Annotated in this window: 27 protein-coding genes, 8 tRNA genes and 2 riboswitches; of the genes, 25 read left to right on the forward strand and 10 right to left on the reverse strand. The window is 31.4% G+C overall.

The window, feature by feature from the left end; genetic code table 11:
* The first annotated feature begins 24 nt into the window (after positions 1-24).
* From KA926_RS09630 to KA926_RS09665, 8 genes are all read left to right on the forward strand, one after another.
* Positions 25-98, forward strand: a tRNA-Met gene (locus KA926_RS09630).
* Between the two features lie 11 nt (positions 99-109).
* A tRNA-Asp gene (locus KA926_RS09635) sits at positions 110-185 on the forward strand.
* Positions 186-203: 18 nt separating this feature from the next.
* Positions 204-276, forward strand: a tRNA-Phe gene (locus KA926_RS09640).
* Between the two features lie 11 nt (positions 277-287).
* A tRNA-His gene (locus KA926_RS09645) sits at positions 288-363 on the forward strand.
* Between the two features lie 13 nt (positions 364-376).
* Positions 377-450 (forward strand) — tRNA-Gly (locus KA926_RS09650).
* Positions 451-460: 10 nt separating this feature from the next.
* Positions 461-535, forward strand: a tRNA-Asn gene (locus KA926_RS09655).
* Between the two features lies 1 nt (position 536).
* Positions 537-608 (forward strand) — tRNA-Glu (locus KA926_RS09660).
* Between the two features lie 46 nt (positions 609-654).
* A tRNA-Ser gene (locus KA926_RS09665) sits at positions 655-743 on the forward strand.
* 300 nt (positions 744-1,043) lie between these two features.
* Here the strand turns inward: KA926_RS09665 and KA926_RS09670 are convergent.
* The gene (locus tag KA926_RS09670; RefSeq protein WP_181187705.1) at positions 1,044-1,214 is read right to left on the reverse strand and encodes a hypothetical protein; all 171 of its coding nucleotides are present in this window, start codon (positions 1,212-1,214) and stop codon (positions 1,044-1,046) included.
* Between the two features lie 602 nt (positions 1,215-1,816).
* On the opposite strand from KA926_RS09670, the gene menE reads away from it, so the two are divergent.
* A complete protein-coding gene (gene menE / locus KA926_RS09675) occupies positions 1,817-3,205 on the forward strand; it encodes an o-succinylbenzoate--CoA ligase (protein ID WP_107384993.1) in 1,389 nt (462 codons plus the stop codon).
* Positions 3,206-3,217: 12 nt separating this feature from the next.
* Positions 3,218-4,222: an o-succinylbenzoate synthase gene (gene menC / locus KA926_RS09680; RefSeq protein WP_210144206.1), complete on the forward strand. Its 1,005-nt coding sequence runs from the start codon at positions 3,218-3,220 to the stop codon at positions 4,220-4,222.
* Here the strand turns inward: menC and yidD are convergent.
* Positions 4,219-4,455 (reverse strand): membrane protein insertion efficiency factor YidD, encoded by a 237-nt coding sequence (yidD, locus tag KA926_RS09685; RefSeq protein WP_206748476.1) that lies wholly within the window; start codon positions 4,453-4,455, stop codon positions 4,219-4,221. The genes menC and yidD overlap by 4 nt on opposite strands.
* Before the next feature lie 61 nt (positions 4,456-4,516).
* Here yidD and ytkD point away from each other — a divergent pair, with 61 nt between their 5' ends.
* Complete coding sequence (ytkD, locus tag KA926_RS09690; RefSeq protein ID WP_107384996.1) at positions 4,517-4,999, forward strand: RNA deprotection pyrophosphohydrolase; 483 nt, start codon at positions 4,517-4,519, stop codon at positions 4,997-4,999.
* The gene (locus KA926_RS09695) at positions 4,983-5,786 is read left to right on the forward strand and encodes an alpha/beta hydrolase family protein (RefSeq protein ID WP_181187706.1); all 804 of its coding nucleotides are present in this window, start codon (positions 4,983-4,985) and stop codon (positions 5,784-5,786) included. Before ytkD ends, KA926_RS09695 begins: the two co-directional genes overlap by 17 nt.
* A gap of 31 nt (positions 5,787-5,817) precedes the next feature.
* Here the strand turns inward: KA926_RS09695 and pckA are convergent, their stop codons facing one another.
* Complete coding sequence (pckA, locus tag KA926_RS09700; protein WP_107384997.1) at positions 5,818-7,404, reverse strand: phosphoenolpyruvate carboxykinase (ATP); 1,587 nt, start codon at positions 7,402-7,404, stop codon at positions 5,818-5,820.
* Between the two features lie 156 nt (positions 7,405-7,560).
* Positions 7,561-7,673, forward strand: a riboswitch (SAM riboswitch).
* A gap of 111 nt (positions 7,674-7,784) precedes the next feature.
* Here pckA and metK point away from each other — a divergent pair.
* The 3 genes from metK to KA926_RS09715 all read left to right on the forward strand — a co-directional run bounded on the left by metK (position 7,785) and on the right by KA926_RS09715 (position 11,276).
* Positions 7,785-8,981: a methionine adenosyltransferase gene (gene metK / locus KA926_RS09705; protein WP_107384998.1), complete on the forward strand. Its 1,197-nt coding sequence runs from the start codon at positions 7,785-7,787 to the stop codon at positions 8,979-8,981.
* Positions 8,982-9,074: 93 nt separating this feature from the next.
* A complete protein-coding gene (locus KA926_RS09710) occupies positions 9,075-9,983 on the forward strand; it encodes a nuclease-related domain-containing protein (protein ID WP_019468065.1) in 909 nt (302 codons plus the stop codon).
* 456 nt (positions 9,984-10,439) lie between these two features.
* Positions 10,440-11,276, forward strand: coding sequence for an aldo/keto reductase (locus tag KA926_RS09715; RefSeq protein WP_107385361.1), 837 nt, complete (start codon positions 10,440-10,442; stop codon positions 11,274-11,276).
* Positions 11,277-11,360: 84 nt separating this feature from the next.
* Here KA926_RS09715 and KA926_RS09720 read toward each other — a convergent pair whose 3' ends face one another.
* From KA926_RS09720 to KA926_RS09730, 3 genes are read right to left on the reverse strand one after another with little or no spacing between them, the layout of a single operon-like run.
* Positions 11,361-11,717 carry a fluoride efflux transporter FluC gene (locus KA926_RS09720; protein WP_210144207.1) on the reverse strand — a complete coding sequence of 119 codons (357 nt, stop codon included), beginning with the start codon at positions 11,715-11,717 and terminating at the stop codon, positions 11,361-11,363.
* Positions 11,714-12,079, reverse strand: a complete 366-nt coding sequence (gene crcB, locus KA926_RS09725) for a fluoride efflux transporter CrcB (protein WP_107521382.1) — start codon at positions 12,077-12,079, stop codon at positions 11,714-11,716. The genes KA926_RS09720 and crcB overlap by 4 nt, the downstream gene beginning before the upstream one ends.
* 60 nt (positions 12,080-12,139) lie before the next feature.
* Positions 12,140-12,445 (reverse strand): hypothetical protein, encoded by a 306-nt coding sequence (locus KA926_RS09730; RefSeq protein WP_107521381.1) that lies wholly within the window; start codon positions 12,443-12,445, stop codon positions 12,140-12,142.
* A gap of 285 nt (positions 12,446-12,730) precedes the next feature.
* On the opposite strand from KA926_RS09730, the gene KA926_RS09735 reads away from it, so the two are divergent.
* Positions 12,731-13,444 carry a transaldolase gene (locus tag KA926_RS09735; protein ID WP_210144208.1) on the forward strand — a complete coding sequence of 238 codons (714 nt, stop codon included), beginning with the start codon at positions 12,731-12,733 and terminating at the stop codon, positions 13,442-13,444.
* A gap of 382 nt (positions 13,445-13,826) precedes the next feature.
* A complete protein-coding gene (locus KA926_RS09740) occupies positions 13,827-14,276 on the forward strand; it encodes a hypothetical protein (protein ID WP_107384754.1) in 450 nt (149 codons plus the stop codon).
* A gap of 4 nt (positions 14,277-14,280) precedes the next feature.
* On the opposite strand, the gene KA926_RS09745 is transcribed toward KA926_RS09740, so the two are convergent.
* Both KA926_RS09745 and KA926_RS09750 read right to left on the reverse strand, forming a co-directional pair.
* The gene (locus tag KA926_RS09745) at positions 14,281-14,703 is read right to left on the reverse strand and encodes a competence protein ComK (RefSeq protein ID WP_107505405.1); all 423 of its coding nucleotides are present in this window, start codon (positions 14,701-14,703) and stop codon (positions 14,281-14,283) included.
* Positions 14,704-14,713: 10 nt separating this feature from the next.
* Entirely contained in the window at positions 14,714-15,193 is a 480-nt protein-coding gene (locus KA926_RS09750) for a sigma-70 RNA polymerase sigma factor region 4 domain-containing protein (protein WP_107521422.1), read from the reverse strand.
* A 221-nt stretch (positions 15,194-15,414) separates the two neighbouring features.
* On the opposite strand from KA926_RS09750, the gene KA926_RS09755 reads away from it, so the two are divergent.
* The gene (locus KA926_RS09755) at positions 15,415-15,639 is read left to right on the forward strand and encodes a hypothetical protein (RefSeq protein WP_019468074.1); all 225 of its coding nucleotides are present in this window, start codon (positions 15,415-15,417) and stop codon (positions 15,637-15,639) included.
* Positions 15,640-15,803: 164 nt separating this feature from the next.
* On the forward strand, positions 15,804-16,658 hold the full coding sequence (sagB, locus tag KA926_RS09760; protein ID WP_210144209.1) for a peptidoglycan release complex glucosaminidase SagB: 855 nt from the start codon (positions 15,804-15,806) through the stop codon (positions 16,656-16,658).
* 346 nt (positions 16,659-17,004) lie between these two features.
* Here the strand turns inward: sagB and KA926_RS09765 are convergent, their stop codons facing one another.
* Entirely contained in the window at positions 17,005-17,934 is a 930-nt protein-coding gene (locus KA926_RS09765) for an osmoprotectant ABC transporter substrate-binding protein (protein WP_183077046.1), read from the reverse strand.
* 161 nt (positions 17,935-18,095) lie between these two features.
* Between KA926_RS09765 and KA926_RS09770 the strand changes: the two genes are divergently transcribed.
* The 5 genes from KA926_RS09770 (at position 18,096) to ribH (ending at position 23,603) form a co-directional block, all read left to right on the forward strand.
* Positions 18,096-19,571 (forward strand): FAD/NAD(P)-binding protein, encoded by a 1,476-nt coding sequence (locus tag KA926_RS09770; RefSeq protein WP_107384750.1) that lies wholly within the window; start codon positions 18,096-18,098, stop codon positions 19,569-19,571.
* 398 nt (positions 19,572-19,969) lie between these two features.
* Positions 19,970-20,104, forward strand: a riboswitch (FMN riboswitch).
* 157 nt (positions 20,105-20,261) lie between these two features.
* On the forward strand, positions 20,262-21,305 hold the full coding sequence (gene ribD / locus KA926_RS09775; RefSeq protein WP_210144210.1) for a bifunctional diaminohydroxyphosphoribosylaminopyrimidine deaminase/5-amino-6-(5-phosphoribosylamino)uracil reductase RibD: 1,044 nt from the start codon (positions 20,262-20,264) through the stop codon (positions 21,303-21,305).
* A gap of 6 nt (positions 21,306-21,311) precedes the next feature.
* Positions 21,312-21,944 carry a riboflavin synthase gene (ribE, locus tag KA926_RS09780; protein WP_107384748.1) on the forward strand — a complete coding sequence of 211 codons (633 nt, stop codon included), beginning with the start codon at positions 21,312-21,314 and terminating at the stop codon, positions 21,942-21,944.
* Positions 21,945-21,954: 10 nt separating this feature from the next.
* Positions 21,955-23,133: a 3,4-dihydroxy-2-butanone-4-phosphate synthase gene (gene ribB, locus KA926_RS09785; protein WP_107384747.1), complete on the forward strand. Its 1,179-nt coding sequence runs from the start codon at positions 21,955-21,957 to the stop codon at positions 23,131-23,133.
* 11 nt (positions 23,134-23,144) lie between these two features.
* Complete coding sequence (gene ribH / locus KA926_RS09790) at positions 23,145-23,603, forward strand: 6,7-dimethyl-8-ribityllumazine synthase (RefSeq protein ID WP_107384746.1); 459 nt, start codon at positions 23,145-23,147, stop codon at positions 23,601-23,603.
* A 279-nt stretch (positions 23,604-23,882) separates the two neighbouring features.
* On the opposite strand, the gene KA926_RS09795 is transcribed toward ribH, so the two are convergent.
* Positions 23,883-24,884 (reverse strand): proline dehydrogenase family protein, encoded by a 1,002-nt coding sequence (locus tag KA926_RS09795; protein ID WP_210144211.1) that lies wholly within the window; start codon positions 24,882-24,884, stop codon positions 23,883-23,885.
* 267 nt (positions 24,885-25,151) lie between these two features.
* Between KA926_RS09795 and KA926_RS09800 the strand changes: the two genes are divergently transcribed.
* Complete coding sequence (locus KA926_RS09800; RefSeq protein WP_107505253.1) at positions 25,152-25,976, forward strand: alpha/beta fold hydrolase; 825 nt, start codon at positions 25,152-25,154, stop codon at positions 25,974-25,976.
* Positions 25,977-26,143 lie beyond the last annotated feature (167 nt).

The following is a 26,143-nucleotide window of genomic DNA, read 5'->3' on the forward strand; positions in this document are numbered from 1 at the left end:
GGTAGGCGTCATTAATAATATTAACGCGGGATGGAGCAGTTCGGTAGCTCGTCGGGCTCATAACCCGAAGGTCGGTGGTTCGAATCCGCCTCCCGCAATTACATAATTTGGTCTCGTAGTGTAGCGGTTAACACGCCTGCCTGTCACGCAGGAGATCGCGGGTTCGATTCCCGTCGAGACCGCCATTATGATTTTATCATTAGGGTTCAGTAGCTCAGTTGGTAGAGCAATGGATTGAAGCTCCATGTGTCGGCAGTTCGACTCTGTCCTGAACCATTTTATTTTTGGCGGTTGTGGCGAAGTGGTTAACGCATCGGATTGTGGTTCCGACATTCGTGGGTTCGATTCCCATCAACCGCCCCATAATCGTTAACAAGCGGGTGTAGTTTAATGGCAAAACCTCAGCCTTCCAAGCTGATGTTGTGGGTTCGATTCCCATCACCCGCTCCATTCAAATTAATCCACAGTAGCTCAGTGGTAGAGCTATCGGCTGTTAACCGATCGGTCGTAGGTTCGAGTCCTACCTGTGGAGCCATGGCCCCGTGGTCAAGCGGTTAAGACACCGCCCTTTCACGGCGGTAACACGGGTTCGAGTCCCGTCGGGGTCATACAAACAGAAGTGAAATATCGCTTCTGTTTTTTTAATTCTATATTGGAGAGTTGTCCGAGTTGGCCGAAGGAGCACGCCTGGAAAGTGTGTAGGCGCCACAAGCGTCTCGAGGGTTCGAATCCCTCACTCTCCGTTAATTACATAATTTGAGTTTTTCTAAAACACCGTAACCTTTGATATATTAGGGTTACGGTGTTTTTATTTTGCATAGGCTACTAATATTTTGGCCATTTCATGGTCAAGATGACCACAAAAAATACAATACTACGCCACTAACCAAAGCGTTGACCAATAAATGCTGTATTACATGTGGCGCAAGGCCTTCTAGTATTATTATTTTGTTATTGATAGATTATAAATCGTTGTTTAGCCACGTTCTTTTTTCAAAAAGGGGAGTGCCGTTTCTTTATTAGATGATTAATGATACCAAGTATTATGGTTTATCAATTTTAATTGCAATGTCTTCTAATTTATCTTTTACTTCTTTTAGAGTATGGCTCTCTGAAAAAGTGAAATGAAACGGGGTATTTTTGTTTGTTTTTGCATATATTGTTATTAAGTCATAATATAAGCCTTGCTCAATTTCGTATTTAATAAATTTCATTTTATTTTAACTCCTTCATCATATATAAAATTAAAAACGCTTACTTTTCCTTTTCATTTAACAAGATTTAAGTAAACGGAGAGTGAGGGATTCGAACCCACAATGGATGATTGCAATAAGATATTGAAAAGTGCTTTCGTAGAGAAAGTTATGTTTAAGCATTTGTTATTATCTGAAAATGAATTCGTTTTCATTATCATATCATCATAATTTGTGGTATACAATATAAATTATCACAATTTTATACATGATTTGATATCAATTAGTGTGAATATTAGTTTTGTATTATCAGTAGGTTACAAAACACGAATTTTTGGCTTCTCATAGTCATGCACTTATTCAATTTTTAAGATTTTGCTTTTTTGTATATAGCTCAATTTTATGTTTTGTTATTTTTTTGCTTATACGATAAAATAAGTTACTTTTTCGTTAACTTTTGTTTATGCTTTAAGTGCACTACTAAGTATTTATTTGAATTTATAAATTTTAATAGCTTATAATTCGTTCACTACAATTTAGGTTAAACACACAAGAAGATGCATCAACACTGTTAAAACAGAGTAAAAACGTTATAATAGTCAATGAGATGGAGGAATGACAGATTGGAATTTTGGTTGAAAACACAAGCAAAACAAAATGGAGATAAAATATTTATTGATGATGGTACCAATAAAATCACCTTTGCTTCAATGTATTACGAGGCAAGTCGATTAGCTTATCAAATAAAACAATTGAAAAAAAAACGTATAGGTATATATATAGAAAATCAAATTGAATCTATTACTTTGATTAATGCGTTGTGGCTAGCAGGTGTAGAAATAGTGATGCTAAACACGCGTTTAACCAAAGAAGAAATGCAAAATCAGTTATACTCTATTGAAACCGATACAGTTATTACTACTAACAATTTAATGTTACAAGATATAGCCATAATTGACTTTAATGAATTAAAAAAAGAGGTTTCTGACAACACGTATGAGGCTATATTCAATTTGGATCGAATTGCTTCAATTATGTTTACATCTGGAACAACTGGACCACAAAAAGCAGTTCCTCAAACATTTAGCAATCATTATGCAAGTGCAGTTGGCTGTAAAGAAAGTTTAGGATTTGATCAAGACACAAAATGGTTATCTGTGTTACCTATTTACCATATATCTGGTTTAAGTGTCATACTAAGAGCGCTTATGGAAGGTTTTACAGTACGTATTGCAGCGAAGTTCAATTCACAAGTAATTCTTGAAATAATCCAAAAAGAATTACCGACACATGTGTCATTGGTTCCGCAAACTTTAAAATGGTTAATTGATGAAGGTTTGGATCAACCATTTAATATACAAAAGATATTGTTGGGTGGGTCTAAACTTTCTAGTACATTAATTGAAAATGCTTTGAAATCAGAATTGCCGATTTATAATTCATTCGGAATGACTGAAACATGCTCTCAATTTTTAACAGCATCACCAAATATGTTAGCTAAGCGATATGATACTGTCGGAAAACCAAGTGAAAATGTTTTTGTTAAAATAAAAGACCCTAACGATCAAGGACATGGAGAACTGCTTATCAAGGGTGAAAATGTTATGAATGGGTATCTATATCCTGAGAATTTAATGGATACTTTTGAAAATGGCTATTTTAAAACGGGAGATATTGCAGAAATTGATGAAGATGGTTATGTAATGATTTATGACAGACGAAAAGATTTAATCATTAGCGGTGGCGAAAATATATATCCATATCAAATAGAATCTGTGGCAAAACTTCATGCATCAATTATTGATGCAATGTGTATTGGGGAACATGACAGTACATGGGGAGAAGTACCTTATTTATATTATGTTTCAAAAACAGAATTATCAAATGAAGAATTATTGGCACATTTTAAAACGCATATAGCGAAGTATAAAATCCCCAAATATTTTAAACATGTAACAGAATTACCTTATACATCAACAGGTAAATTGCAACGAAAACATTTAAGAAATTAGGCGTGAGCAATTATGAAATTGAGCGAAATGAAACTTTATATTTGTAATAATTATTTTAAGCATGCAATCGTTACTCCTAAAGTAAAAATGGACATGCGTAAAGCACTTTTTGTTGAGTTTATAACTGATAAACATATACATTATTTTGGAGAGTGTAACGCTTTTGAAACAGATTGGTATGCAGATGAAACGATAGAAGTAGTTTATGACCAAGCAATAAAGTGGTTTGAAACATTTAAAAACCATGAGTTTGAACGCTTTTCGGATGTACAAAATGCACTTCAATGTTTGGAGATATATCCTGCTACACGAAGTATGATTGTGATGGCCTGTTATCAGGCTTTTTACGAATTAGAAACGTTTAATGTACCCTATGGTGCAACAGTTAGTGGTCTAACATATAAGCATATTTTCAACTTAAAAGTCACACAACCACATCGCATAAAAATAAAATGGTCTGAAAATATTTTAGAAGATGTAAAACAATTGAAGAGATTGCCATTTAAACCTCAGATCGTCATTGACGCTAATGAATCGGTTAAAAATAGTGAAGTTGAGAAAGTTATGCTCCTTTCAAGCAGCGATATACTTTATTTAGAAGAACCTTTTAAAGATATAGAAAAAGTAAATGATTTTAAAGATTCTGAATTACCTCCTATAGCTATTGATGAGAAGGCAGTATCATTGAAAGCAATTTTATATTATGTTGAAAATTATAAAATTGATGTTGTGGTATTAAAACCATTCAGACTAGGTGGCATTGATAAAGTCTTGGAAATAATTGAAATATTAAAACAAAAACATGTGAAATTTGTCATTGGTGGTATGTATGAATATGGATTAAGTCGTTATTTTACAGCTTTATTAGCACGGTATGCTACTTATCCAAGCGATATTACACCACACGGATTTTATTTTGAAAATGATATTGTAGCGCATTCGGGCATATTAAAAAGAGGCTCAATTTATTTTGAACCTCCTTTTGTAAACAAGTTTAATTTAACTCAGATTAATTAATGTTTATGCTTTTTATCTTTTTTTAAAGGTACTGGATCAAATCCACCTTTATGGAGTGGATGACATTTTGAAATACGTTTAACACCTAACCAAGTACCTTTGATGGGTCCGAAAACTTCTATGGCTTCTCTAGTATATTCAGAACAAGTGGGGTAAAAACGACAAGTAGCCGGGGTCATAGGAGAAATGAAATGTTGATATATATAGATAAGTCCTAGAAAGATTTTTTTCATAAAATTTTGCCTCCAACAATTTACATAGCAATGATAGTTTAACATATATAAAGGGAGTTTGATGTTTGTGAAGTTTAAAGATAAAGAAAATGATGATGTCTATTTATCATTTAAGGATGAAAATGACATCCCAGATGGTGATCATGTCTTGGTTATTCCTATATATCAAGGACAATTGCTTTTCACCAAACATAAATTAAGGGGCATAGAATTTCCAGGAGGCAAAAGAGAAGAAGGAGAATCGAGTGAACAAGCGTGTGAAAGGGAATTGTTTGAAGAAACAGGGGCGCTTATAAATATTAAAGACAAACATTATATTGCTCAATATTGTGTTAATCGTCAAAATGGTATACCGTTCACAAAAGATGTTTTTATGGTTAAAGTAGATCGATTACAAACAAAAAATGATTATTTAGAAACTGACGGACCATTAATTTTCAATAGTATTTCAGACATTGCAGAAGAACGTAAAAGTTATTTATTGAAGGATACTGCAATCTTACAATGTTTAGAGAGAGTGATCGAGCTTGGATTTTATGCATAAAAAAAGAATGCCTATAGAAGTACCTGACCATATTTTTGAAGAAGTCACTTATAAAGTAGATGGCATTAATGTTAGAGGTTTATTAATGCAACCACATAAAAGTGTAAAGCGAATTGTTGTATATTTGCGAGGTGGTAAAGGGCAAGTCGGTAAAGTAAGAGCAGGGCGACTAATGCAATTTTCAGATGCGCAAACACTTGTATTTGGGCCGTATTATAGAGGTAACAATGGTAGTGAAGGCAAAGATGAATTTTATGGTAGAGATTTAAATGATGTTACGGTTGCTATTCGAATATTAAATACACTTTATCCAGAAGCTTATATTCATATGATAGGCTTTTCTAGAGGTGGATTACAGGGGTTACTTACATTTCAGGATTTGCCTATAGCTAGTTATATTATTTGGGGTGGTGTGTCCGATATTCGTCTCATGTACGAGGAAAGAATAGATTTAAGAGGTATGTTGAGAAGGATGGTTGGACATCCAAAGAAAAAAGAAAAAGCATATAAGCAAAGAGATGCGTTAATTAATATACATGCCGATAGTCCTCCAATACTTATAGTACATGGAGGGAAAGATAAACAAGTTGGGATTCACCAAGCCTATTATTTGGAAACACAATTGAAACATATTGGCACAACTTATCAAACATTTTATCAAATGGATGAAGGCCATGTACCAAGGCCATTTGCGATGAAAAAAGCATTATCTACAGTTAAACAATGGATGGTAAAAGTGGAAAAAAATAAAACAGTCACTAATAAAGCACATGGACCACAATTGTAATGTGGTCCATGTGCTTTATTTAGTATTTTATTTAAAATCCGCCGTTTTGTGCTAAATCAGAAACTTCATCGCCAAATTTTTCGAAATTATGTTTAAATCTGTCTTTTAAATCTTGCGCTTGTTCTCTATATGCCTCTGGCTTACTCCAAGCATTTATAGGATTTAGTAATGTTTGAGGTACATCATCAACTTCCACTGGTATATTTAATCCAAACATGTCATCTTGAATATACTCTGTATCTCTTAACTGACCAGTAATTGCCTGATTAACCATTTGTCTCGTATAATTTAAGCTAATACGGCGTCCTGTGCCATATTTACCACCAGTCCAACCGGTATTTACTAAGTATACATCTACATCGTGTTTATCTATTAAGTTGCCTAGCAAGTCTGCATAAACTTTTGCGTGTAATGGTAAGAAAGGTGAACCGAAACATGTTGAGAAAGATGGTTCAGGTTCAGTTATACCTCTTTCTGTTCCTGCAAGTTTAGCTGTGAATCCACTTAAAAAGTGATACATTGCTTGATCTTTGCTGAGTTTTGAGATAGGTGGTAACACACCAAAAGCGTCAGCAGTTAAGAAAATAATCGTATTTGGATGTGCTGCTTTGGAAGGTGTAACGATATTATCTATATGATTGATTGGATAAGCGGCTCTCGTATTTTCAGTATAATAGTTATCATCAAAGTCGACATCGCCTTCTTCATCTACAACAACATTTTCTAAAATCGTACCGTATTTAATTGCTTCATAAATTTGAGGTTCCTTTTTGTAAGAAAGGTTGATTGCTTTTGCGTAACAGCCACCTTCGATATTAAAAATACCATTTTCATTCCATCCGTGTTCATCATCACCAATTAACTTTCGAGTTGAATCTGCTGAAAGCGTGGTTTTACCTGTTCCAGAAAGTCCAAAGAATAGAGCTACGTCACCTTTTTCACCAACGTTTGCGGAGCAGTGCATACTCATAATATTATCTTTAGGTAGTAAGTAGTTCATTACGGAGAAGATACCTTTTTTCATTTCACCAGCGTATTCTGTTCCACCGATTAAAATGACCTTGTGTTTAAATGAAGTAATAATAAATGTTTCTGAATTTGTACCATCTTTACTTGGATCAGCTTTAAAATATGGTGCCGATACAATAGTAAAGTCAGATTTGATTTCTTCTGCTTCTTCTTTTGTTTCAGGACGAATAAACATATTTTGTGCGAATAGATTATGCCAAGCCAATTCATTTACAACTGTTAGTTTAAGTTGTGAATCTTGATCACTACCGGCATATCCTTTAAATACATATAATTCATCTTTTTCATTTAGATAATTTAATACCTTATCATATAACTTTAAAAATGTGTCCTCTTCAATAGGTTGATTGATATTTCCCCAATCAATGTCATCTCTGTATGATGGTTCATTAACAATAAACTTATCTTTCGGTGAACGACCAGTGTATTTACCTGTTTTAGCGTTAATTGCACCTAGTTCGGTTAATTCTCCTTCATTGTTATTAAGAATTTTCTTATACAACTGTGTTGTGGATTGTTGAAATAATGAAGACTTCTTGTCCAAAATATTTTGGACTTTTTTTGTGTAAGTGTATGTATCTACCGCCATACTAAATCCCTCCAACGCTATTAAATTAATGTAAGCCTTTACAATTACAGAGTATAACACATATGATTGATTAGTCCACACCATTTTTAAAGGAAATTAAATAAATATCAAATTGACATTACTACTTAGTTTCGGTACTATAGTGATTAACGGATTCTCTTATCCTGAGTGGCGGAGGGACATGGACCCAATGAAGCCCAGCAACCTCTTCTTACAATGAAGAAAGGTGCCAAACCGTTTGCGGACAAATAGCGTCTGAACGATAAGAGCGAATGGACGTATAAGGGCCTTCTCTCTATTCATATAGTGAAGAAGGCTTTTTTTAATGAGCTCAATCAAAGAGAATTTTCGTAATCAAAGACAAAGGAGCAAGTTAATTTATGACTTATAATAGAAGATTATTTACTTCAGAATCGGTTACAGAAGGGCACCCAGATAAAATCGCTGACCAAGTGTCTGATGCAATTTTAGATGAAATTTTGAAAGACGATCCTAATGCGCGGGTTGCTTGTGAAACAACGGTAACTACAGGTATGGCATTAATTTCCGGAGAGATTTCTACTGCTACTTATGTAGATATACCTAAAGTTGTAAGAGAAACAATTAAAAATATCGGATATACACGTGCGAAATATGGATATGATAGCCAAACGATGGCTATATTAACAGCAATTGACGAGCAATCACCTGATATTGCACAAGGTGTCGATAATGCTTTAGAATATCGTGACAATTTATCAGAAGAGGAAATTGAAGCAACTGGTGCTGGTGACCAAGGTTTAATGTTTGGTTATGCGACGAATGAAACGGATACATATATGCCGTTACCAATATTTTTATCGCATCAATTAGCTAAACGATTATCAGATGTGCGAAAAGATAATATTTTAAAATATTTGCGCCCAGATGGAAAAGTTCAAGTAACAGTGGAATATGATGAGCAAGATAAACCACATCGTATAGATACAATTGTCGTTTCAGCTCAACATGCAGAAGATACTACTTTAGAACAAATTCAAGCTGATATCAAAGAACATGTTATATATCCAACAGTACCTGAAGGATTAATCGATGAAAATACAAGATTTTATATTAATCCGACTGGACGATTTGTAATCGGCGGACCCCAAGGTGATGTTGGTTTAACAGGTCGTAAGATTATCGTAGATACATACGGTGGTTATGCACGTCATGGAGGAGGTTGTTTTAGCGGGAAAGACCCTACAAAAGTAGATCGCTCAGCAACTTATGCTGCTCGTTACGTAGCCAAAAATATTGTTGCTGCTGATTTAGCTGATAAATGTGAAGTTCAACTCGCTTATGCAATTGGTGTAGCGGAACCAGTTTCGATTGCGATAGATACTTTTGGAACAGGAAAGGTAAGTGAAACAGAACTAGTAGAGGCTGTTAGAGAACACTTTGATTTAAGACCAGCAGGCATTATTAAAATGTTAGATTTAAAACATCCAATTTATAAACAAACGGCTGCGTATGGCCACTTTGGACGAACAGATATACTGTTACCATGGGAAAAATTAGATAAAGTTAATTTATTAAAAGATAGCGTAGAAATATAAGCGCGAAGTATTTATTTTTTAACTTTACTATCGAATGATGAGCTCATATCTATTATAATTAAGTTACTGAACACATAAAGGAGCGTTGTTGTTATGAATTCATTTGGCCCGATAGAAATAGGTTTAATCGTGGCAATAGTCGTAGCAGTTATTTGTTTAATCCTATTTTTAGTTGCTTTGAAAAGTAAGAAAAAAGCACAGCAAACCATCGAGGAGCAATATAAATCAAGAGAACAAAAACTTAGCGATGAACATGATGAAGAGTTAGAAAAAGAAAGAATTGAAAATAAAAAGCAAGTTACTAAACAAAAAGAGGACTACGAAGCTACAGTAAATGCGAAAGATCAAGAAATAGATGCATTGAAACTTTTCTCTAAAAATAAAAGTGAGTACGTAACGGATATGAGATTAATTGGTATTCGTGAGCGTCTAGTTAATGAGAAACGCATTCGACCAGAAGATATGCATATCATGGCAAATATTTTCTTACCTAAAAATAACTTCAGTGATATACGTCGTATAAGTCATTTAGTACTTACGCGTACAGGACTATATCTCATTGATTCTCAGTTGTTAAAAGGTCATGTGTTTAATGGCATTAATGCTAACCAATTCAAAGAACAACCGATGATGGAACAAGTGTTTGACACGTTAAACCTTGATAAACAAACGGCACAAACATTAGTAATGGATCAAAATGATGATAAAGATTCTTTATCATTTGTGAATTATACAAATTATTTAAATGAAATTGAAAAACTAGCTGGTGAATTACAAACAGAGTTAAACTTGAAGTTCACACCGACATCAATCCTATATTTCAACCCTAAAGATGAAGGTGCTGTGACTATTTCAAATTATGCACAAAGTACCAATTCTAAAGTGTTAGTTGGACCAGAACAACTTGATGAATACTTTAATAAGTTTGTTTTTCATGGTCGTATCCAGTACAATGTTGAAGATTTACAACGTGTGATGGATGAAATTGAAACATTTAACTAATAAAGTATCAAGAATATAAATCTAGATACAATAGGCTCATAAATGAATTTTTTGAAAATTTATTTATGGGCTTTTTTTATATCAAAATTTCATACGTATTAGCTTGTATTTCTTTAACACAAGCTTCAATTTATCGTGTTTCAGTTTTACTTGCGTAACAGTAGTAGTGTATCCAATACACTATTTATTAATGTTATTCTAATTATGTACAACACCATAGAGGCATGAATCTTAGAATAAATCTGCTTAAACTAAATTTTTAAGGTGTTTTTGTTTAAGTAAAGTGATTAAAGATATTTTAGTCTTTTAAGTCTATATTTTTTAAGTTTTAGTCGAAAATTAATGACATAAATAACTATTTTAAACAAATTAATTAAAATTTAGGCATTTTAATTTAATAGTTTGCCAATTTTGATTATTATTATAGTTAGTTTAATAGTAAAGGGGAGCTCAAATTTGGAATTTGTAACTTTTTATAATGGTAATGAAATGCCTATCATAGGTTTAGGTACTTTCCGAGTTGAAAATAATGATGAATGTAAGAAGGCAGTTAAACATGCAATTGAAAATGGATATAGACATATTGATACTGCAATGATATACGAAAATGAAGAAATGGTTGGACAGGGTATTGCAGAAGGATTAGCTTCTACAGGTTTAGATAGAAGCGATCTTTTTATTACATCTAAATTATGGCTCGATGATTACGGTCGTAATAATGTAGCTGAAGCTTATGAGACTAGTTTAAGTAAACTTGGATTAGATTATTTAGATTTATATTTAATGCATTGGCCAGGTCTAGATGAAGCATTAATGATAGATACTTGGCAAGGTATGGAAGATTTGTATAAAAATGATAAAGTTAAAAATATTGGTGTTAGTAATTTCAATGCAGAACATTTAGAAGCATTATTAGCTCAAGTTTCGATTAAGCCTGTAATTAATCAAGTTGAATTTCATCCTTATCTCACTCAGTCAGAATTGAGAAGATATTTAGAAGTTCAGAATATACATGCAGAATCATGGTCACCATTAATGAATGCACAGATTTTAGAAGATGATACAGTTAAGGCGATAGCATCAGAAATTAATAAAACACCTGCACAAGTTATAATTAGATGGAATATTGAACATGATGTAGTGGTGATACCTAAATCTGTCACACCAACTAGAATTGAAGAAAATTTAAATGTATTTGATTTTGAGTTAACTAAAGCACACATAGAGCGATTAGATAGTTTAAACGAAGATAAAAGAATAGGCCCAAATCCTTCAGAATATAGTGGCCATTAAAATCAGAAATAAAATATTGAAAAAGACCGTAAGTATAGTGGTTTATACCTATATCTACGGTCTTTTGTTATGTAAGTATGTGAGTTAAATCATTAAATATCCTAATAAACATGCGACGAAGGACACTACATATTGTAAAATTGAATAAACAATAAAGTGAAATACGTGCTTGTTTACTGTTAACATTTGAACTAACTCTGATGACAAAGTTGAAAAAGTTGTTAGTCCACCTAGAACGCCAACAATTAAAAATGCGTTAATCCAAGAAATATTTAAAGTAAGTCCCATGAGCAAACCAATCAAAAAACTACCTAAAATATTTACGACAGGTGTTGCAATAGCTAATGTACTATCAATTTTATTGTTAAAGAAGTTAGTAACAACAGCACGAATAACTGCGCCTATTCCGCCACCTAACATAACTAAAAATATTTGACTCATGATAAACGTTCCCCCATTTTAACTCCGACATAACAAACCCATATACCTATGATGTAACTGAGTAAAGCATAGGTTATGAACATTACATATGCTTGTTGTTGTAATATGCCGACAAGCTCGAATTGAAACGTTGAAAAAGTGGTAAGCGCACCAAGAAACCCAGAAGTCATTCCTTTTTTAAGTAGTGGACTGTTTCTAAAATACTGTATCGCTAAGGAACCTAACAAGCCCATTAAAAATGCACCTATAATATTTGCAATAAACGTGCCAGATGGAAATCCATTAGTAGTATTTAAAAAAGATAATAGATAACGAATGAATGCACCAAGGGCACCGCCAATAAAAATATATAAATATTGCACGATGATTTCTTCCTTTCAAAAAAATAAACTACAAAAGTAGTATAACTTTTGTAGTAAAAATTAGAAAATAATACCAAATGTTGAAAGAGAAGCTATAATATGAATTGCGATCACAATTAATATGATATAAGGTAAAATTTTACTAACTGGTCGAATCCAGCCTGAATCTTCATGTAAATGCTTAATAGATTTATCAGAAAAGATAATAGCAATTATTAAAATAATAGCATTGATAATACTACAAACAAAAATAAGTTTAATCATTGAATTAAAGTGCATATTTAATAGAGGGTTTCTAGTATTAAAATAAAAGCTAATAATAATTAAAATGCATGATAAATAAAAATAAAGTTTTGAACGTGCCATAATAACCTCCTAATGCAATTCATTATGTAATAATACCATAAATTAACTTAAAGTTAACTAAATTTACAATAAGAAAAAAATTTAATGAATAATAATATAGCTTATAAGGCCTGTCTATAGTGAATCTAGAGAAATTATCAATTATTGTATTTTTAATAAGCCATCATCTATAAGCAGAAAAATAGAATTTATGAAATAAAGGTGGTATAAATAAAGTGTATGGTTTAAACCGTTATAAAAATAATTCTTTATAGAATTATTTATTTTAGTCAGGAGGAATTAGTAATGGCAAATTTAAATGTTGAAGTGTTTGCAGATGGTGCAGATATTGAAGAAATGAAAGCTGCTTATAAAAATAAACAAGTAGATGGGTTTACTACAAACCCAAGTTTAATGGCAAAAGCAGGTGTAACAGATTATAAAGCATTTGCTGAAGAAGCTGTGCGTGAAATTCCTGATGCTTCAATTTCATTTGAAGTATTTGCAGATGATTTAGAAACAATGGAAAAAGAAGCAGAAATTTTAAAACAATATGGAGATAATGTTTTTGTTAAAATTCCAATTGTAAACACTAAAGGCGAATCAACTATTTCTCTAATTAAAAAATTATCAGCAAACAATGTTCGTTTAAACATTACTGCTATTTATACATTAGATCAAGTTAAAGAAATTACTGACGCTGTAACTGAAGGTGTGCCAACTTATGTTTCTGTATTTGCTGGACGTATTGCAGATACAGGTGTAGACCCAATTCCATTGATGAAAGAAGCGGTTGAGGTTACACACAGTAAAAAAGGTGTGAAATTATTATGGGCAAGTTGTCGTGAAGTCATCAACGTTATCCAAGCTGATGAAATTGGTGCTGATATTATTACATGTCCTGCAGATGTAGTTAAAAAAGTGAATAATAATTTAGGACGTGACGTTAACGAATTATCAGTAGATACAGTCAAAGGCTTTGCGAAAGACATCCAAAGTTCTGGACTTTCTATTTTATAATCGTAAGCTCAGTAAGTTCATTTCTGGGTTAATGCTAATCTAAGAGAAAAACACTTTCGTAGAATTCATCGCTTAATGAATTGATACGGAAGTGTTTTAATTTTTATCAACATTGCTGACACACTGTAAAATTTAAAGTCCGGTTGTTGAAATAATGACGATGAGTGCACAGAAAAGTTGTATTAAATAATACATTGTTGAGTTGATTTGAGTTAATTGAGTTTTCTGGTCACAATGGAAACAAAAATTATTGGATAGTCCACTTAGATTAAGAAAATGTAATTTGATTAAAAAAATTTTATAATTTCATTGAAACCATGAGATAAATAACTTATCCTTTATAATGATAGTATAAGTGTTATACATTTAAGGAGAAACTTTAATGAAGGCAAATATTTTTAAACAGAAAGTTAAAAAGCATTTATGGTTTTTAAATAAAAAAGAAAAACATCAACTAGACCAAGTATTAACAAATGTCTTGGATAAACACCATGAAGAAGAACTCAATCGACCGATTGCGTTTTCCAATCAATTTTTGAAAAATTATATCTTTGAAGAAAAAGTAGTGTCATCAACGTATTTCTTCATGTTATTAATTAGTATTTTATTTACATATATTATTTTATTAGGATTATTCTTATTTGCTTTATTGACAAGTTTGTCATCAGTCCAATTTTTTATTAAACCAGAAGTTGATTTATCTAGTGTTATAGTTATATTGACACTTATTGGTGCAGTATTATTATTGATAATTAGTCTGTATTTAATTAAGGTAGTAACAGGTTATTTTACGAAAAAACTATTAGAATATAAACACAATAGGGCATTATGATGCGTTAAATTAAAAGGTGAGAAAGTGTAATACTTTCTTGCCATTTTTTATATACAAAAGTGTAGGGAGCATCAACGATGATGAATGTAGCATTTTCAAAATAAATCGTTGTTTGATCATTATTTGATTTAATGCCAACAATCGCATTTGCATTAATGTAGTATTGCAAGGGCGCACGCCTCGCTTTAAGAGGAAATAAAGTGATTTGTGGAGTAATAAATATGGGGACCATCTTTCTTATTTTTAAAATTTGTTTAGCCTGTTTTGTTTGATAAGAAAGAGATAAGCCATAGGTTTCAAGTAGATAAGTAATTGTAGGCATTATTGAAGTAGGATAGTGAAATTGATGTGTGGTATATTGTCCTATTGTTATGATTTCATTTCCAGCAACTGATTTTAAGTATAATAATTTTGTAAACTGTGTCATTTTCCAACTCCTATTTTTGATTTAGTCCGTAATATTTAATGTATTTTACTTGAACCTTTTTTCGATAATTTTTTATTGTAGAAATAGAGCAGTTTAACATCGAAGCAATCTCAAATTGTTTATAACCAAGCAATTTTAATCTAAGCCAGTTTTTTTCGTTAGTAGTTAATAGTTGTAAAAACTGTTCATACATGAGTTGATAGTTACTATGATCAATCACATTAATTTGCTGTTCTATTAAATATTGAGAATGTATTGTGATTTCTGTTTGTTTTTGACTGCGAAACAAATCAATCAAATAGAAATTTAAACGAAAGAATAGAAATTGTTGTAGCGTTGTAGAATGATGTGGTGAATATTTCTGTGTTAATTCCCACATTTTGATAGTGAGTAATTGAGTATATTCTTCTCGATTATATTCAATACGGTATTTTTTTAATAACACAAAAATAATATGTTTGAATTGAAAATAAGTTTGTTCGAAAGACATGCTGTAGCTCCAATGTTATATATATAACTTTGATTTCCGGATGAAATCATTTTATTTTAAATTATAGTAATTTTCATTTGCTAAATAATGATAATAGGTGTTAAATAGAGTTAATAAGATAGATAAAATTTAAGTTTTATAACATCAACGCGTATTCAACTTAAAGATATAACACTTTAGAGTTTTAGTATTATCTTCGGACAACAAATCAGGAGGTTTATATGGATTACGCACATTTAAATTTAGAACATTTTTTTGCAAGACATGATGATTTAGATATGATTAAAGATAAATCAGATTTTGTTATGATAAATAATCTAACAAAAGAAATGATGTACCGTGATGGTGAAATTGAAGGAACAATTGATTTAAATCGTTATTATTATAAAAACAGATCTCAAGCAGTAAGCTTTGTAATGATGGAATATAATAAAAGTCAAGAGTAATGAAATTAAAATTTCATTACTTTTTTTATGAATATGTAACAACAAACATATTAAATTGTACGTTAAACTATTTAGTGTTAGAATTTAAATTTAGATAGTCTCTTATAATATATTTGTATAAATAGAGAACTTAATATTCTTATTATTACCTATGAGGTGTGGACATGACGAAGCATAAGAAAGGCTCAATACTATCGATTATTGGCTTATTGGTAGTGTTAGTGATAGCTGTTATCGTTGTATTTTCAATGATTTCAGATCAAATCTTTTTTAAAAAAGTTAATCAACAAGAAAAAGTAGAACAGCTCAATATTTCTTTAAATAAAGCATCAAAAAAACAAATCGATAATTATACTAGCCAACAAATTTCAAATAAAAATAATGATTCGTGGAGAGATGCATCTTCAACAGAGATTAAAGCAGCGATGGATAGTAAAGAATTTATCGAAAGTGATACGCAAAAATACCAATTTTTAGAATTAGATAAATATCAAGGTATTGATGAAAATAGAATAAAAAGGATGTTAATTGATAATCCAATATTATTAGAACATTCAGATGATTTCATAAAAGCAGCGAAAGAAAAGCATGTAAACGAAGTATACTTAATATCACATGCATTACTTGAAACAGGCTCAGCTAAAAGTGAGTTATCTAGTGGTGTTGAAATTGATGGTAAGAAATATTATAACTTTTTTGGAGTTGGCGCACTAGATGAAGATCCAGTGAAAACCGGTGCCGAATATGCTAAAAAACACGGTTGGGATACGCCAGAAAAAGCAATTACTGGTGGCGCTAATTTTATACATGAACATTTTTTATCAAATAAAGATCAGAACACATTGTATAGCATGCGCTGGAATCCTAAAAATCCTGGTGAACATCAATATGCTACAGATATTAAATGGGCTGAAAGTAACGCAAGTCTAATGTCAAACTTTTATAAAGATATGAAAACAGAAGGTAAATATTATAAATATTTTGTATATAAAGATGACAATAAACATAAAAATCAATAATTAAAGATTAATTTTGTTATTCAAACAAATGAAGGACTAATCCGTTGAAAAATGGATTAGTCCTTTTTGAATGCTTTAATTATTGATTTAGATATTGAATTAATAGCGTAGTATATTTTAAAAATATATAAGTATACTTACGCACAATGTGAATGCATTATTCATTGAGGACATAGACCACTAGAGTGCTTAACATTATTTTGCTTTGTTTTTCTGTCCAAATAATATAAAAAGTAAGATCGTCGATAATATGACTTTTAAAATGAATTTCATTTAATCACTTCCTTAACTATGTAACTATAGTAACATTAATTGATTAATATCACATAAAAAGCAATGTTTAAATTTAGTCTTCATCTTCGAAATAATTATGTTTTTCTAAAAATCTTTTGGCTACAATTGCTGGTTCTTTACCTTCTCCATCTGCTTCATAGTTGAGCTTTTGCATTTGTTCAGTACTAATTTTACCATTTAACTTAGCAATGGATTTTTTAATTTGTGGATTTTTTTGTAGTAATTCATTTGGTGCAACGGCGCTAGCATCATATGGTGGGAAAAAGTTTTTATCATCTTTAAGTACAACTAAATCATATGCTGCAATTCTTCCATCTGTTGTGTAACCAAGTGCAACATCAAGTTTGTTATTTTTTAATGCGTCATAAACAAGTCCAATTTGCATAGGTTTTAAATCATTAAATCCAAACCCATAATGTTCACGGAATGGTGCATAACCATCGCCGCCTCGCTTAATCCATGTAGTATCCGTACCAACTCTAACTTTGTCTTTTACTTTTTTTAAATCTGAAACAGTATGTAAATCATATTTTTTTGCGGTTTCTTTAGTAACCATAAAAGCAAAAGTATTTTCAAATCCATAAGAGTCGAAAAACGTTTGGTTAAATTTTTGGTTAAATAATTTTTGAGTAACAGACATTGCTTTTTTAGTATCTGTAATGGGTTGTTGTTCTAAAGCTCCAACCAAATCAGTGCCAGTATAGCGAGTGCTTGATATATCAGCATCTCCACGGAGCAATGCATTATGCTGAATTGTAGCTGAACCTAAATTGTTAATAATGGAGCCAGTAGTTTTCCCTTTTGTATCATGTTCAATTAAATCTTTGAGCATATAAGCCATGATTTGAGATTCACTCGTAGCTAAAGCAGAAATTTTAACTGAGTTTTTAGATTGACCGCCACCTAAACCAGGTAAATCACAACTTGCTAATAAAAGTGAACTTGCAATCAATAAATAGATTATTCTTTTAAAAAATTTCATATTTTAACCCCTTATATGTTTTAGAAATATTTTTTGATACAACATTTTTATATTAACATATTTATTAATTTTGTATAATGGTGGCATAATCCATTAATATGTAATATTAATTCGATACTTGATATACTAAGTATAAATTAATTAAAGTAAGGATGAGTGAAATGCGTTTAGCTATCATTGGTATGGGCACTGCAGGTGTTAGTTTGTTGAAAGAATTGGTAAAATATAAGGAATTCAAACAAATGGAAGTAGACGTTTATGATAATCCTAAAAATATGGGACAAGGCGTGCCGTTTCAAAATGACAGCGACCAATTATTAATCAATTTGCCCGCAAGTCAAATGTCCTTAAATTTGAATAATGAACGGGAATTTTATGAATGGTATCAAGAACAATCCATATTTAAATTTTCTAACCCAGAGTATCTACCTAGATTTATTTTTGGACATTATATGAAAGACTATTTGGAAACTTATCATAATCGCTATAATAATATTCATATGATCAAAGAAGAGGTTTTGGAAGTGTTTATAGAATCTAATATTGGTGATACGCATGTTAAATATGTTGTTTGTACTTCTGAAAATCTAGAGAAACGCCGACGTTATGATATCGTATTTTTAACGATTGGTACGATGTCTTATCATGACCCATATCATTTAAAAGGAACACCAGGTTACATAAAAACACCTTACCCAACATATGACACATTAAATGAGGTTGATAGTACTGATAGAATTGCTATCATTGGAACAGGACTAGCAAGTTTAGATGTAATTCGATTTGTAACGGCACATCATCCAAATTTACCTATTACTGTGACGAGTCGTAAAGGTCATTTACCTAGTGTTAGGGGAGATATGCCAGAAATTCAATTTAAATATCTTACACCAGAAAATTTTAATGAAATCAAAAAAGAATATTTTGGGAATGTACCTTTGGAGGAAGCATTAGCATTATTTAAAAAGGACTGTGAATATTATGATATTCCAGTAGAGAAATTAGTCCACAGAAGACAAGGTGATCCAATTTTAGATTTAACATATGATTTACAACATGCCGATGAGCTAGGGAAATTTCAAAGTATTTTAGAATTAACAAAAGAAAATCTTAATTGGATTTGGAATAGTTTCAGTAGACAGGATCAGAAGATATTTTTAGAAAAATACCAATCTATATTAAAAGAAAATTCAAATCCAATGCCCCCACGTACAGCAAAACTAATTATCGACCATATTGAAAATGGGCAAATTGAAATCAAAAAAGGGTTGGAAGATGTAAAACATGACGGACAGCAGTTTTGTTTTAAATATGAGGATGATTTTAAAGCGATCGATAAATTTGATATTGTTATTAATGCTACTGGTTCAAAATCACATTTATCAGATTTAGATCAAGATGATCAACTAATTCTAAATTTAGAAAATAGACAAGTTGTCCAAGCGCACCCACTTGGTGGTATTCAAATCATTCCAGAAACAAATCAAATTATAAGTCCGCGTTACGGTACTTTACAGAACATGTTTGCTTTAGGCCAAGTTACAAATGGGATTAACCAATCACGTAACGGCGTTATGATGATAGTAAAACAAGCCGTTAGTGTAGTAGAAAAATTATTAAACACTAAGCATGATTAATTTTGTAGTGTAGCATTCAAACGAACATTGCTTACATAATTAAGCCGTAAGTGAAATATGTTTTTAAGTGAATATAAATATGCATACATTATGAAGTAAGACTATCGATTTTATATAGCTGGATAAGCGGTTATTTTTATAATTCAAACTAAAAACGAAATCATTTAAATTGTTTTAACGGTTAATTATTTAGGAAATCATTTGGAAAAATATATTTTAAAAATGGTTTTGTAAAAATTGCTTATAAGCATTGCTAATCAAAGGATATAAGAAAGTGGTTGTTTATAAATAAAGCCGACTTAGATAATATGAATTGTTTTTTGTATAAATATATAGTACGATAACGATGTAACTTTCATAAAGTTACTTTGACTCAATCATCAATTACAATTTCATAAATATTCTTTCGGGGCAGGGTGAAATTCCCAACCGGCAGTAAATTAAGCCTGCGACCTGCATTTGTTTTTGACAAGTGTGGCTGATCTAGTGAAATTCTAGAGCCGACAGTATAGTCTGGATGGGAGAAAGAATGAAGTATAACAAAAAAGCACTTTTTTAGTGTTTATTTAACATACATTTTTCTGGAAATTGGAGAAGTGTATTCAAATTTAAGTAATTTATGTTATATCTAAATACATCCCACACCTGAAATCAATTTCAGGTGTTTTTTTATTATTAAGAGGTGATTATATGAGTCAATATTTAAACTATGCAATCCAATTGGCACAAATGGTTGATGGCCAGACAGGTGTAAATCCGCCAGTAGGTGCAGTTGTAGTAAATCAAGGTAGAATCGTTGGCATCGGTGCACATTTACGAAAAGGTGATAAACATGCTGAAGTGCAAGCTTTAGATATGGCTAAAGAAGCTGCAAATGGAGCAACAATTTATATATCTTTAGAACCTTGCTCACATTACGGTTCAACACCACCATGTGTAAACAAAATTATTGAATTTGGTATTTCAAAAGTTGTTTATGCTGTTAAAGATACGACATTATCGACTAAAGGTGACAATATTTTGCACAATGCTGGAATAAAAGTTGAGTTTCATCATAAGCCAGAGGCTGAAGCATTGTATAAAGACTTTTTTATTACTAAACGACAAGGCGTCCCTGAAGTTACTGTAAAAGTTTCTTGTAGTTTAGATGGTAAACAAGCTACTGATCATGGTGAAAGTAAATGGATTACTAACAAAACTGTTAAACAAGATGTATTTATGCTCAGACATAAACATGATGCAGTTATCACTGGTACTGGTACTTTAAATGCAGACAATCCGCAATATACTACAAGGATTGAAGAAGGTAAGCAACCGATACGTGTGATACTTTCAAAATCTGGCCAGGTAGATTTTACCTTAGACATATTTAAACAACCGGTGACACCAATATGGATTTTTACAGAAAATAAAAATTTAAAAAGTGAAGATACAAATATAGAAATTATATATTATTCTAATTGCACGATTGAAAATATTTTAAAACAGTTATATCAATATGGGATTGGAAGTGCTTTGGTTGAAGCAGGCCCTACGATTACTTCAGAATTTCTTCAATCTAACTATACGAATGAACTCATCTTATATTATGCCCCGAAAATAATAGGTGGTTCTGGTGATTATCAATTTTTCAAAACAGAAAATGTCTTTAATTTATCAGACGTACCTCAATTTGAAATTGTAAATTCCAAAATGCTTGAGCAAAATATTAAATTAGAATTGCGAAAGAAGTGAATAACTATGTTTACTGGTATTGTCGAAGAAATAGGCACTATAAAAAAAGTTGCAACACAACAATCCGTTGTTAATTTAACAATTGATTGTAAGACAATTTTATCTGACATGCATATTGGTGATTCTATTAGTGTAAACGGTGTATGTTTAACTGTAATACAATTTGATAATCAGTCATTTTCAGTCCAAGTAATTAAAGGCACTGAGAATAAAACCTATCTGAATCAATTAAATCAAGCTACTGAGGTAAATTTAGAACGAGCAATGAGTGGTACGGGAAGATTTGGTGGCCATTTTGTACTCGGCCACACAGATGAAGTAGCTAGAATCACTAAAATACAAAACTCAGATAATTCTAAAATTGTAACTATTAAACCATCTACTTCTATTATAAATCAAATGGTACAACAAGGTTCAATTACTGTAGATGGCGTAAGTTTGACAGTGTTTCAATTAAGAGATACAGAATTTGATATTCATCTTATACCAGAAACAAGAAGATCAACTATTTTAAATCAAAAACGTGTGGGTGATCCTGTACATATTGAGACAGACATGTTGTTTAAATATGTGGAAAAAATAGTTGGCAATAGCGAAAAAGGTTTAAGTTTAGAAAAACTAAGCGCTTTTGGATTCTAGGAGGGGTAAAATGCAATTAGATAGTATAGAATTAGCACTTGAATCACTTAAAGAAGGTAAAAGTATCATTGTAGTAGATGATGAAAATAGAGAAAATGAAGGCGATTTAGTAGCAGTTACAGAATGGATGTATGATAATACAGTTAATTTTATGGCTAAATATGGTAGAGGGTTAATTTGTGCGCCTATTAGTAAAAAAATAGCTGAAGATTTAGAACTTCATTCAATGGTTAATCATAATTCAGATGTTTATGGTACTCAATTTACTGTAAGTATCGATCATGTTAAAACAACAACAGGTATCAGTGCTGATGAAAGAATGCTCACTGCGAAGGCGTTAATCGATGATAGTACAACAGCAGAAGATTTTAATAAGCCAGGCCATCTATTTCCATTAATAGCTCAAGATGATGGTGTGTTGGCTAGACGTGGTCATACTGAAGCCTCTGTCGACTTAGCTAATCTAACTGGCGCAAAACCTGCGGCACTCATTTGTGAAATAATGAATGATGATGGCACAATGGCAAAAGGTGACGATTTAGAAGCATTTAAAAGTAAACATAATTTGGTAATGATATCTATCGAAGATTTAGAAAAATATAGAAAGCAATCTGTTTCGTCTATTGAAGCTAAAGCGAAAATAAAGATGCCTACTGAATTTGGCGATTTTGACATGTATGGTTTTAGAACGAATGATAACGAGGAAATTGTAGCAATCGCGAATGGTGAAATTAATGAAACAGAGAATGTACGCATACATTCTGCTTGTTTAACTGGAGATATATTCCATAGTCAAAGATGTGATTGCGGTGAACAGCTTGCTGCATCTATGGAATATATTAATGAACATGGAGGCGTTATCCTTTATTTGCCACAAGAAGGCAGAGGAATCGGCTTAATTAATAAATTAAGAGCCTATGAATTGATAGAACAAGGTTATGATACTGTTACAGCAAATATTGCGCTCGGTTTTGATGAAGACTTAAGAGAGTATCGATATGCTGCAGAAATTTTAAAATATTTAGGTATCAAACGTGTAAATTTATTAAGTAATAATCCTAAAAAATTTGGAAGTTTAGAAAATTACGGTATTGATATCGCTAAAAGAATTGAATTAGTGATACCTACAAATCAATATAACCAAGCGTATATGCAAACAAAAAAAGAGAAAATGGGTCATTTAATATAGGAGGAAAAAACATGAATTTTGAAGGTAAATTAATAGGATCAGATTTAAAAGTAGCGATTGTAGTAAGTAGATTTAACGATTTCATTACGAATCGTTTGTTAGACGGTGCTAAAGATACCTTAGTTAGACATGAAGTACCAGCAGAAAATATTGATGTTGCATATGTTCCTGGTGCTTTTGAAATTCCATTAGTAGCTAAAAAATTAGCTCAAAAAAGTGATTATGATGCAGTAATTACTTTAGGATGTGTGATAAGAGGTTCAACGTCACATTATGATTATGTATGTAATGAAGTTGCAAAGGGTGTTTCAAAAGCGAATGATGTTTCGGATACACCAGTTATTTTTGGAATTTTAACTACTGAGAATATCGAGCAAGCTGTAGAACGTGCAGGTACAAAAGCAGGCAACAAAGGTTCTGAAGCAGCGGTAAGTGCTATAGAAATGGCGAATTTATTGAAAGAAATTTAATGTTTGCAGTAGTTATAGAAATAGTACAATTTAAAATTTTAAAAATATGACGTAGTATGAAATATAATTATTTATGCTCAAAATAAGAGAGCTTACCTCTACGGGTGAGCTCTCTTTTAGCTTAATATTTTATGTTTTTGTTCTTATATGCATTTCTGTGGATAAGATTTACTTAGTACGTGTTTGTAATCTTTCATTCACAGTCTTGGTGTTACATTTCATTAATCTAAAATAATGTTTAAAACGATTTTAATTACATACTTTTAATTTGAAAGTTTGCTATTTTTTTAATTTTTTGTATAACAATGCACTAATTGCTCCAATAGTTGATAATGCTCCAACTACTACCCCAGCTTTTTTCAACACTTCAGGTTTCATAATTTCTAAAAACATCAGATTTAAATTTTGGGGACGCTCTGCTAATCTTCTCATAAAATAACTAAACCAATCATCACCGTATGGCACATAGATACAGAAATGATTCCCTTCTCGCGCTAGTGATTCTGCTAATTCTGAGCGGAAACCATATAACATTTGAAATTCATAGCTATCCTTTTCAATATTGTTGTCTTTAATGAATTGTTTAATATGTGTGATGATAGTATCATCATGTGTAGCAATAGAAGTGACATTTTTCGCATTTAACAGTCGCTTTTTAATTAAGCGTATGTAATTATCGTCAATTTCTTCTTTAGTTTGATAAGCGATGTTTTCATTTTCTTTGTATGCACCTTTAACCATACGTAATCGTAATTCTGGATATTTATCAACGAGTGCATCTGCTTTATATAAATATCCTTGTATAACAGTTCCCACATTTTTAAATTCGCCTTTTAATCGGTCTAAAACTTGAGTAATATCAAATAAGCTATCATATTTTTCAGTGTCTATATTAATATGCATATTACCAAATTCGTTAGCTTTAAGTAATATTTCACGTAAATTGCGATAAGCAAGATCAAGGTCAAATTCAGAACCTAATTGGCTGATTTTAATAGACATGTGACCATCTAAATTATGATTGTAGATAGCATACATCACTTCTAATATTTGATCTTTTGATTGTATTGCTTCACCTTCATTTGAAACAAATTCACCGAGACAATCTACTGTGACAGTAATTCCTTTGTTATTTAAACGTTCAATTGTGTCAACTAATTCTGGAATAGTATTCCCTGCGACTACTTTTCTAGCGCCGAACATAGGTCCTATTTCCTTAGCTGTTTTATTTAAAAAAGGATTGTTAGATAATCCTATAAAAAAATTTTTCACAATTGGCATATTAATTCCTCCCATTCTGCTAATAGCTGTTCTTTCAATAATAGTGTAGCATGAATCGAATAGTAATGAAATCGTTTACAATAAAATTTATTACACTAAATATTATATACTACACGATAACATTGACTCACGCTTTAGATACGACATTTAATGATAAAGTTGAAGTAACATATAACGGTAAGATTTATACGTTAAAAATGGAAAAAGTACATCATATTTTGATACAATGTAGTTATTGAAATTATTGTAGAAGGGGAAGTATGGAATATGTGGAAATGGGAAACAGAAAATGAAGCAAAGGGCGTCATTGTAATTGCCCATAACATGCTCGAACATACAGGTAGGTATGCATATGTTATAACAATGCTACGTAGAAATGGTTATCATGTAATCATGGGTGATTTGCCTGGTCAAGGTCAAACGACGCGTGCGAATAAAGGACAAATATCAAACTTTGAGGTATATCATGAGCATGTCCTTGAGTGGATTAGAATAGCTAATGAGTATAAACTGCCGACTTATGTTTTAGGTGTGGGCCTTGGTGGGCTTATCATTTTAAATTTACTTGAAAAAGTGGATGTGCCTATTGAAGGAATAATGTTGATTTCTCCATTGTTAGAATTTAAGAAAAGTAATAAAACTAGAAAAGATAAAATTGTATCGAATGTCGGGAAATTAACAAAAGATACAAGGTTTAAAATAGGTATTACGATTGAAGATTTAACACGAAATGAAGAAGTTATTGAAGAAGCAAAAGAGGATCAACTGATGCTGCAGAAAGTTACTTATCATTGGTATAAACAAGTCATAGAAATCATGAAAGAGACCGTTACACATTTAAAAGATATTAAACCACTTCCTTTATTATTAATGTATGGACTTGAAGATAAAGTTTCAGATGTTTCTACGATGTATTTAATTAAAGAAAAAATTGCAACAGAAGAACTGTATTTTAAAGCCTGGAAAGGATTAAATCATGAAATACATAATGAACCTGAAAGAGATGAAGTAATGCGCTATATTCTAGCATTTCTTAATAATAGTGCCAGTAACATTGGTTTTATTGTACATGATGAAAATGAACCGTCATAATTCGTTTAATAAATGATGAATATCATTTTATGGAAACAAGTAAGTTAACTTAAATCTAATTTATTCAAATTATGACTAAATAATTGCTTATAAAAAGAGTGTATAAATGTGATCTAACGTTGATTTTATTCACACTCTTTTTATTATTAAGAAATAATGTGAAAAAA

The sequence above is a fragment of the Staphylococcus sp. GDY8P94P genome (assembly GCF_017892255.1).
Taxonomy (GTDB): domain Bacteria; phylum Bacillota; class Bacilli; order Staphylococcales; family Staphylococcaceae; genus Staphylococcus; species Staphylococcus cohnii.

Excerpts from the sequence above, each read along its gene's own strand:
- KA926_RS09670 (WP_181187705.1), bottom strand. The coding sequence starts at position 1,214 with ATGAAATTTATTAAATACGAAATTGAGCAAGGCTTATATTATGACTTA.
- menC (WP_210144206.1), top strand. The coding sequence starts at position 3,218 with ATGAAATTGAGCGAAATGAAACTTTATATTTGTAATAATTATTTTAAG.
- yidD (WP_206748476.1), bottom strand. The coding sequence starts at position 4,455 with ATGAAAAAAATCTTTCTAGGACTTATCTATATATATCAACATTTCATT.
- ytkD (WP_107384996.1), top strand. The coding sequence starts at position 4,517 with ATGTTTGTGAAGTTTAAAGATAAAGAAAATGATGATGTCTATTTATCA.
- pckA (WP_107384997.1), bottom strand. The coding sequence starts at position 7,404 with ATGGCGGTAGATACATACACTTACACAAAAAAAGTCCAAAATATTTTG.
- metK (WP_107384998.1), top strand. The coding sequence starts at position 7,785 with ATGACTTATAATAGAAGATTATTTACTTCAGAATCGGTTACAGAAGGG.
- KA926_RS09710 (WP_019468065.1), top strand. The coding sequence starts at position 9,075 with ATGAATTCATTTGGCCCGATAGAAATAGGTTTAATCGTGGCAATAGTC.
- KA926_RS09720 (WP_210144207.1), bottom strand. The coding sequence starts at position 11,717 with ATGAGTCAAATATTTTTAGTTATGTTAGGTGGCGGAATAGGCGCAGTT.
- KA926_RS09730 (WP_107521381.1), bottom strand. The coding sequence starts at position 12,445 with ATGGCACGTTCAAAACTTTATTTTTATTTATCATGCATTTTAATTATT.
- KA926_RS09735 (WP_210144208.1), top strand. The coding sequence starts at position 12,731 with ATGGCAAATTTAAATGTTGAAGTGTTTGCAGATGGTGCAGATATTGAA.
- KA926_RS09740 (WP_107384754.1), top strand. The coding sequence starts at position 13,827 with ATGAAGGCAAATATTTTTAAACAGAAAGTTAAAAAGCATTTATGGTTT.
- KA926_RS09745 (WP_107505405.1), bottom strand. The coding sequence starts at position 14,703 with ATGACACAGTTTACAAAATTATTATACTTAAAATCAGTTGCTGGAAAT.
- KA926_RS09750 (WP_107521422.1), bottom strand. The coding sequence starts at position 15,193 with ATGTCTTTCGAACAAACTTATTTTCAATTCAAACATATTATTTTTGTG.
- KA926_RS09755 (WP_019468074.1), top strand. The coding sequence starts at position 15,415 with ATGGATTACGCACATTTAAATTTAGAACATTTTTTTGCAAGACATGAT.
- sagB (WP_210144209.1), top strand. The coding sequence starts at position 15,804 with ATGACGAAGCATAAGAAAGGCTCAATACTATCGATTATTGGCTTATTG.
- KA926_RS09765 (WP_183077046.1), bottom strand. The coding sequence starts at position 17,934 with ATGAAATTTTTTAAAAGAATAATCTATTTATTGATTGCAAGTTCACTT.
- KA926_RS09770 (WP_107384750.1), top strand. The coding sequence starts at position 18,096 with ATGCGTTTAGCTATCATTGGTATGGGCACTGCAGGTGTTAGTTTGTTG.
- ribD (WP_210144210.1), top strand. The coding sequence starts at position 20,262 with ATGAGTCAATATTTAAACTATGCAATCCAATTGGCACAAATGGTTGAT.
- ribE (WP_107384748.1), top strand. The coding sequence starts at position 21,312 with ATGTTTACTGGTATTGTCGAAGAAATAGGCACTATAAAAAAAGTTGCA.
- ribB (WP_107384747.1), top strand. The coding sequence starts at position 21,955 with ATGCAATTAGATAGTATAGAATTAGCACTTGAATCACTTAAAGAAGGT.
- ribH (WP_107384746.1), top strand. The coding sequence starts at position 23,145 with ATGAATTTTGAAGGTAAATTAATAGGATCAGATTTAAAAGTAGCGATT.
- KA926_RS09795 (WP_210144211.1), bottom strand. The coding sequence starts at position 24,884 with ATGCCAATTGTGAAAAATTTTTTTATAGGATTATCTAACAATCCTTTT.
- KA926_RS09800 (WP_107505253.1), top strand. The coding sequence starts at position 25,152 with ATGTGGAAATGGGAAACAGAAAATGAAGCAAAGGGCGTCATTGTAATT.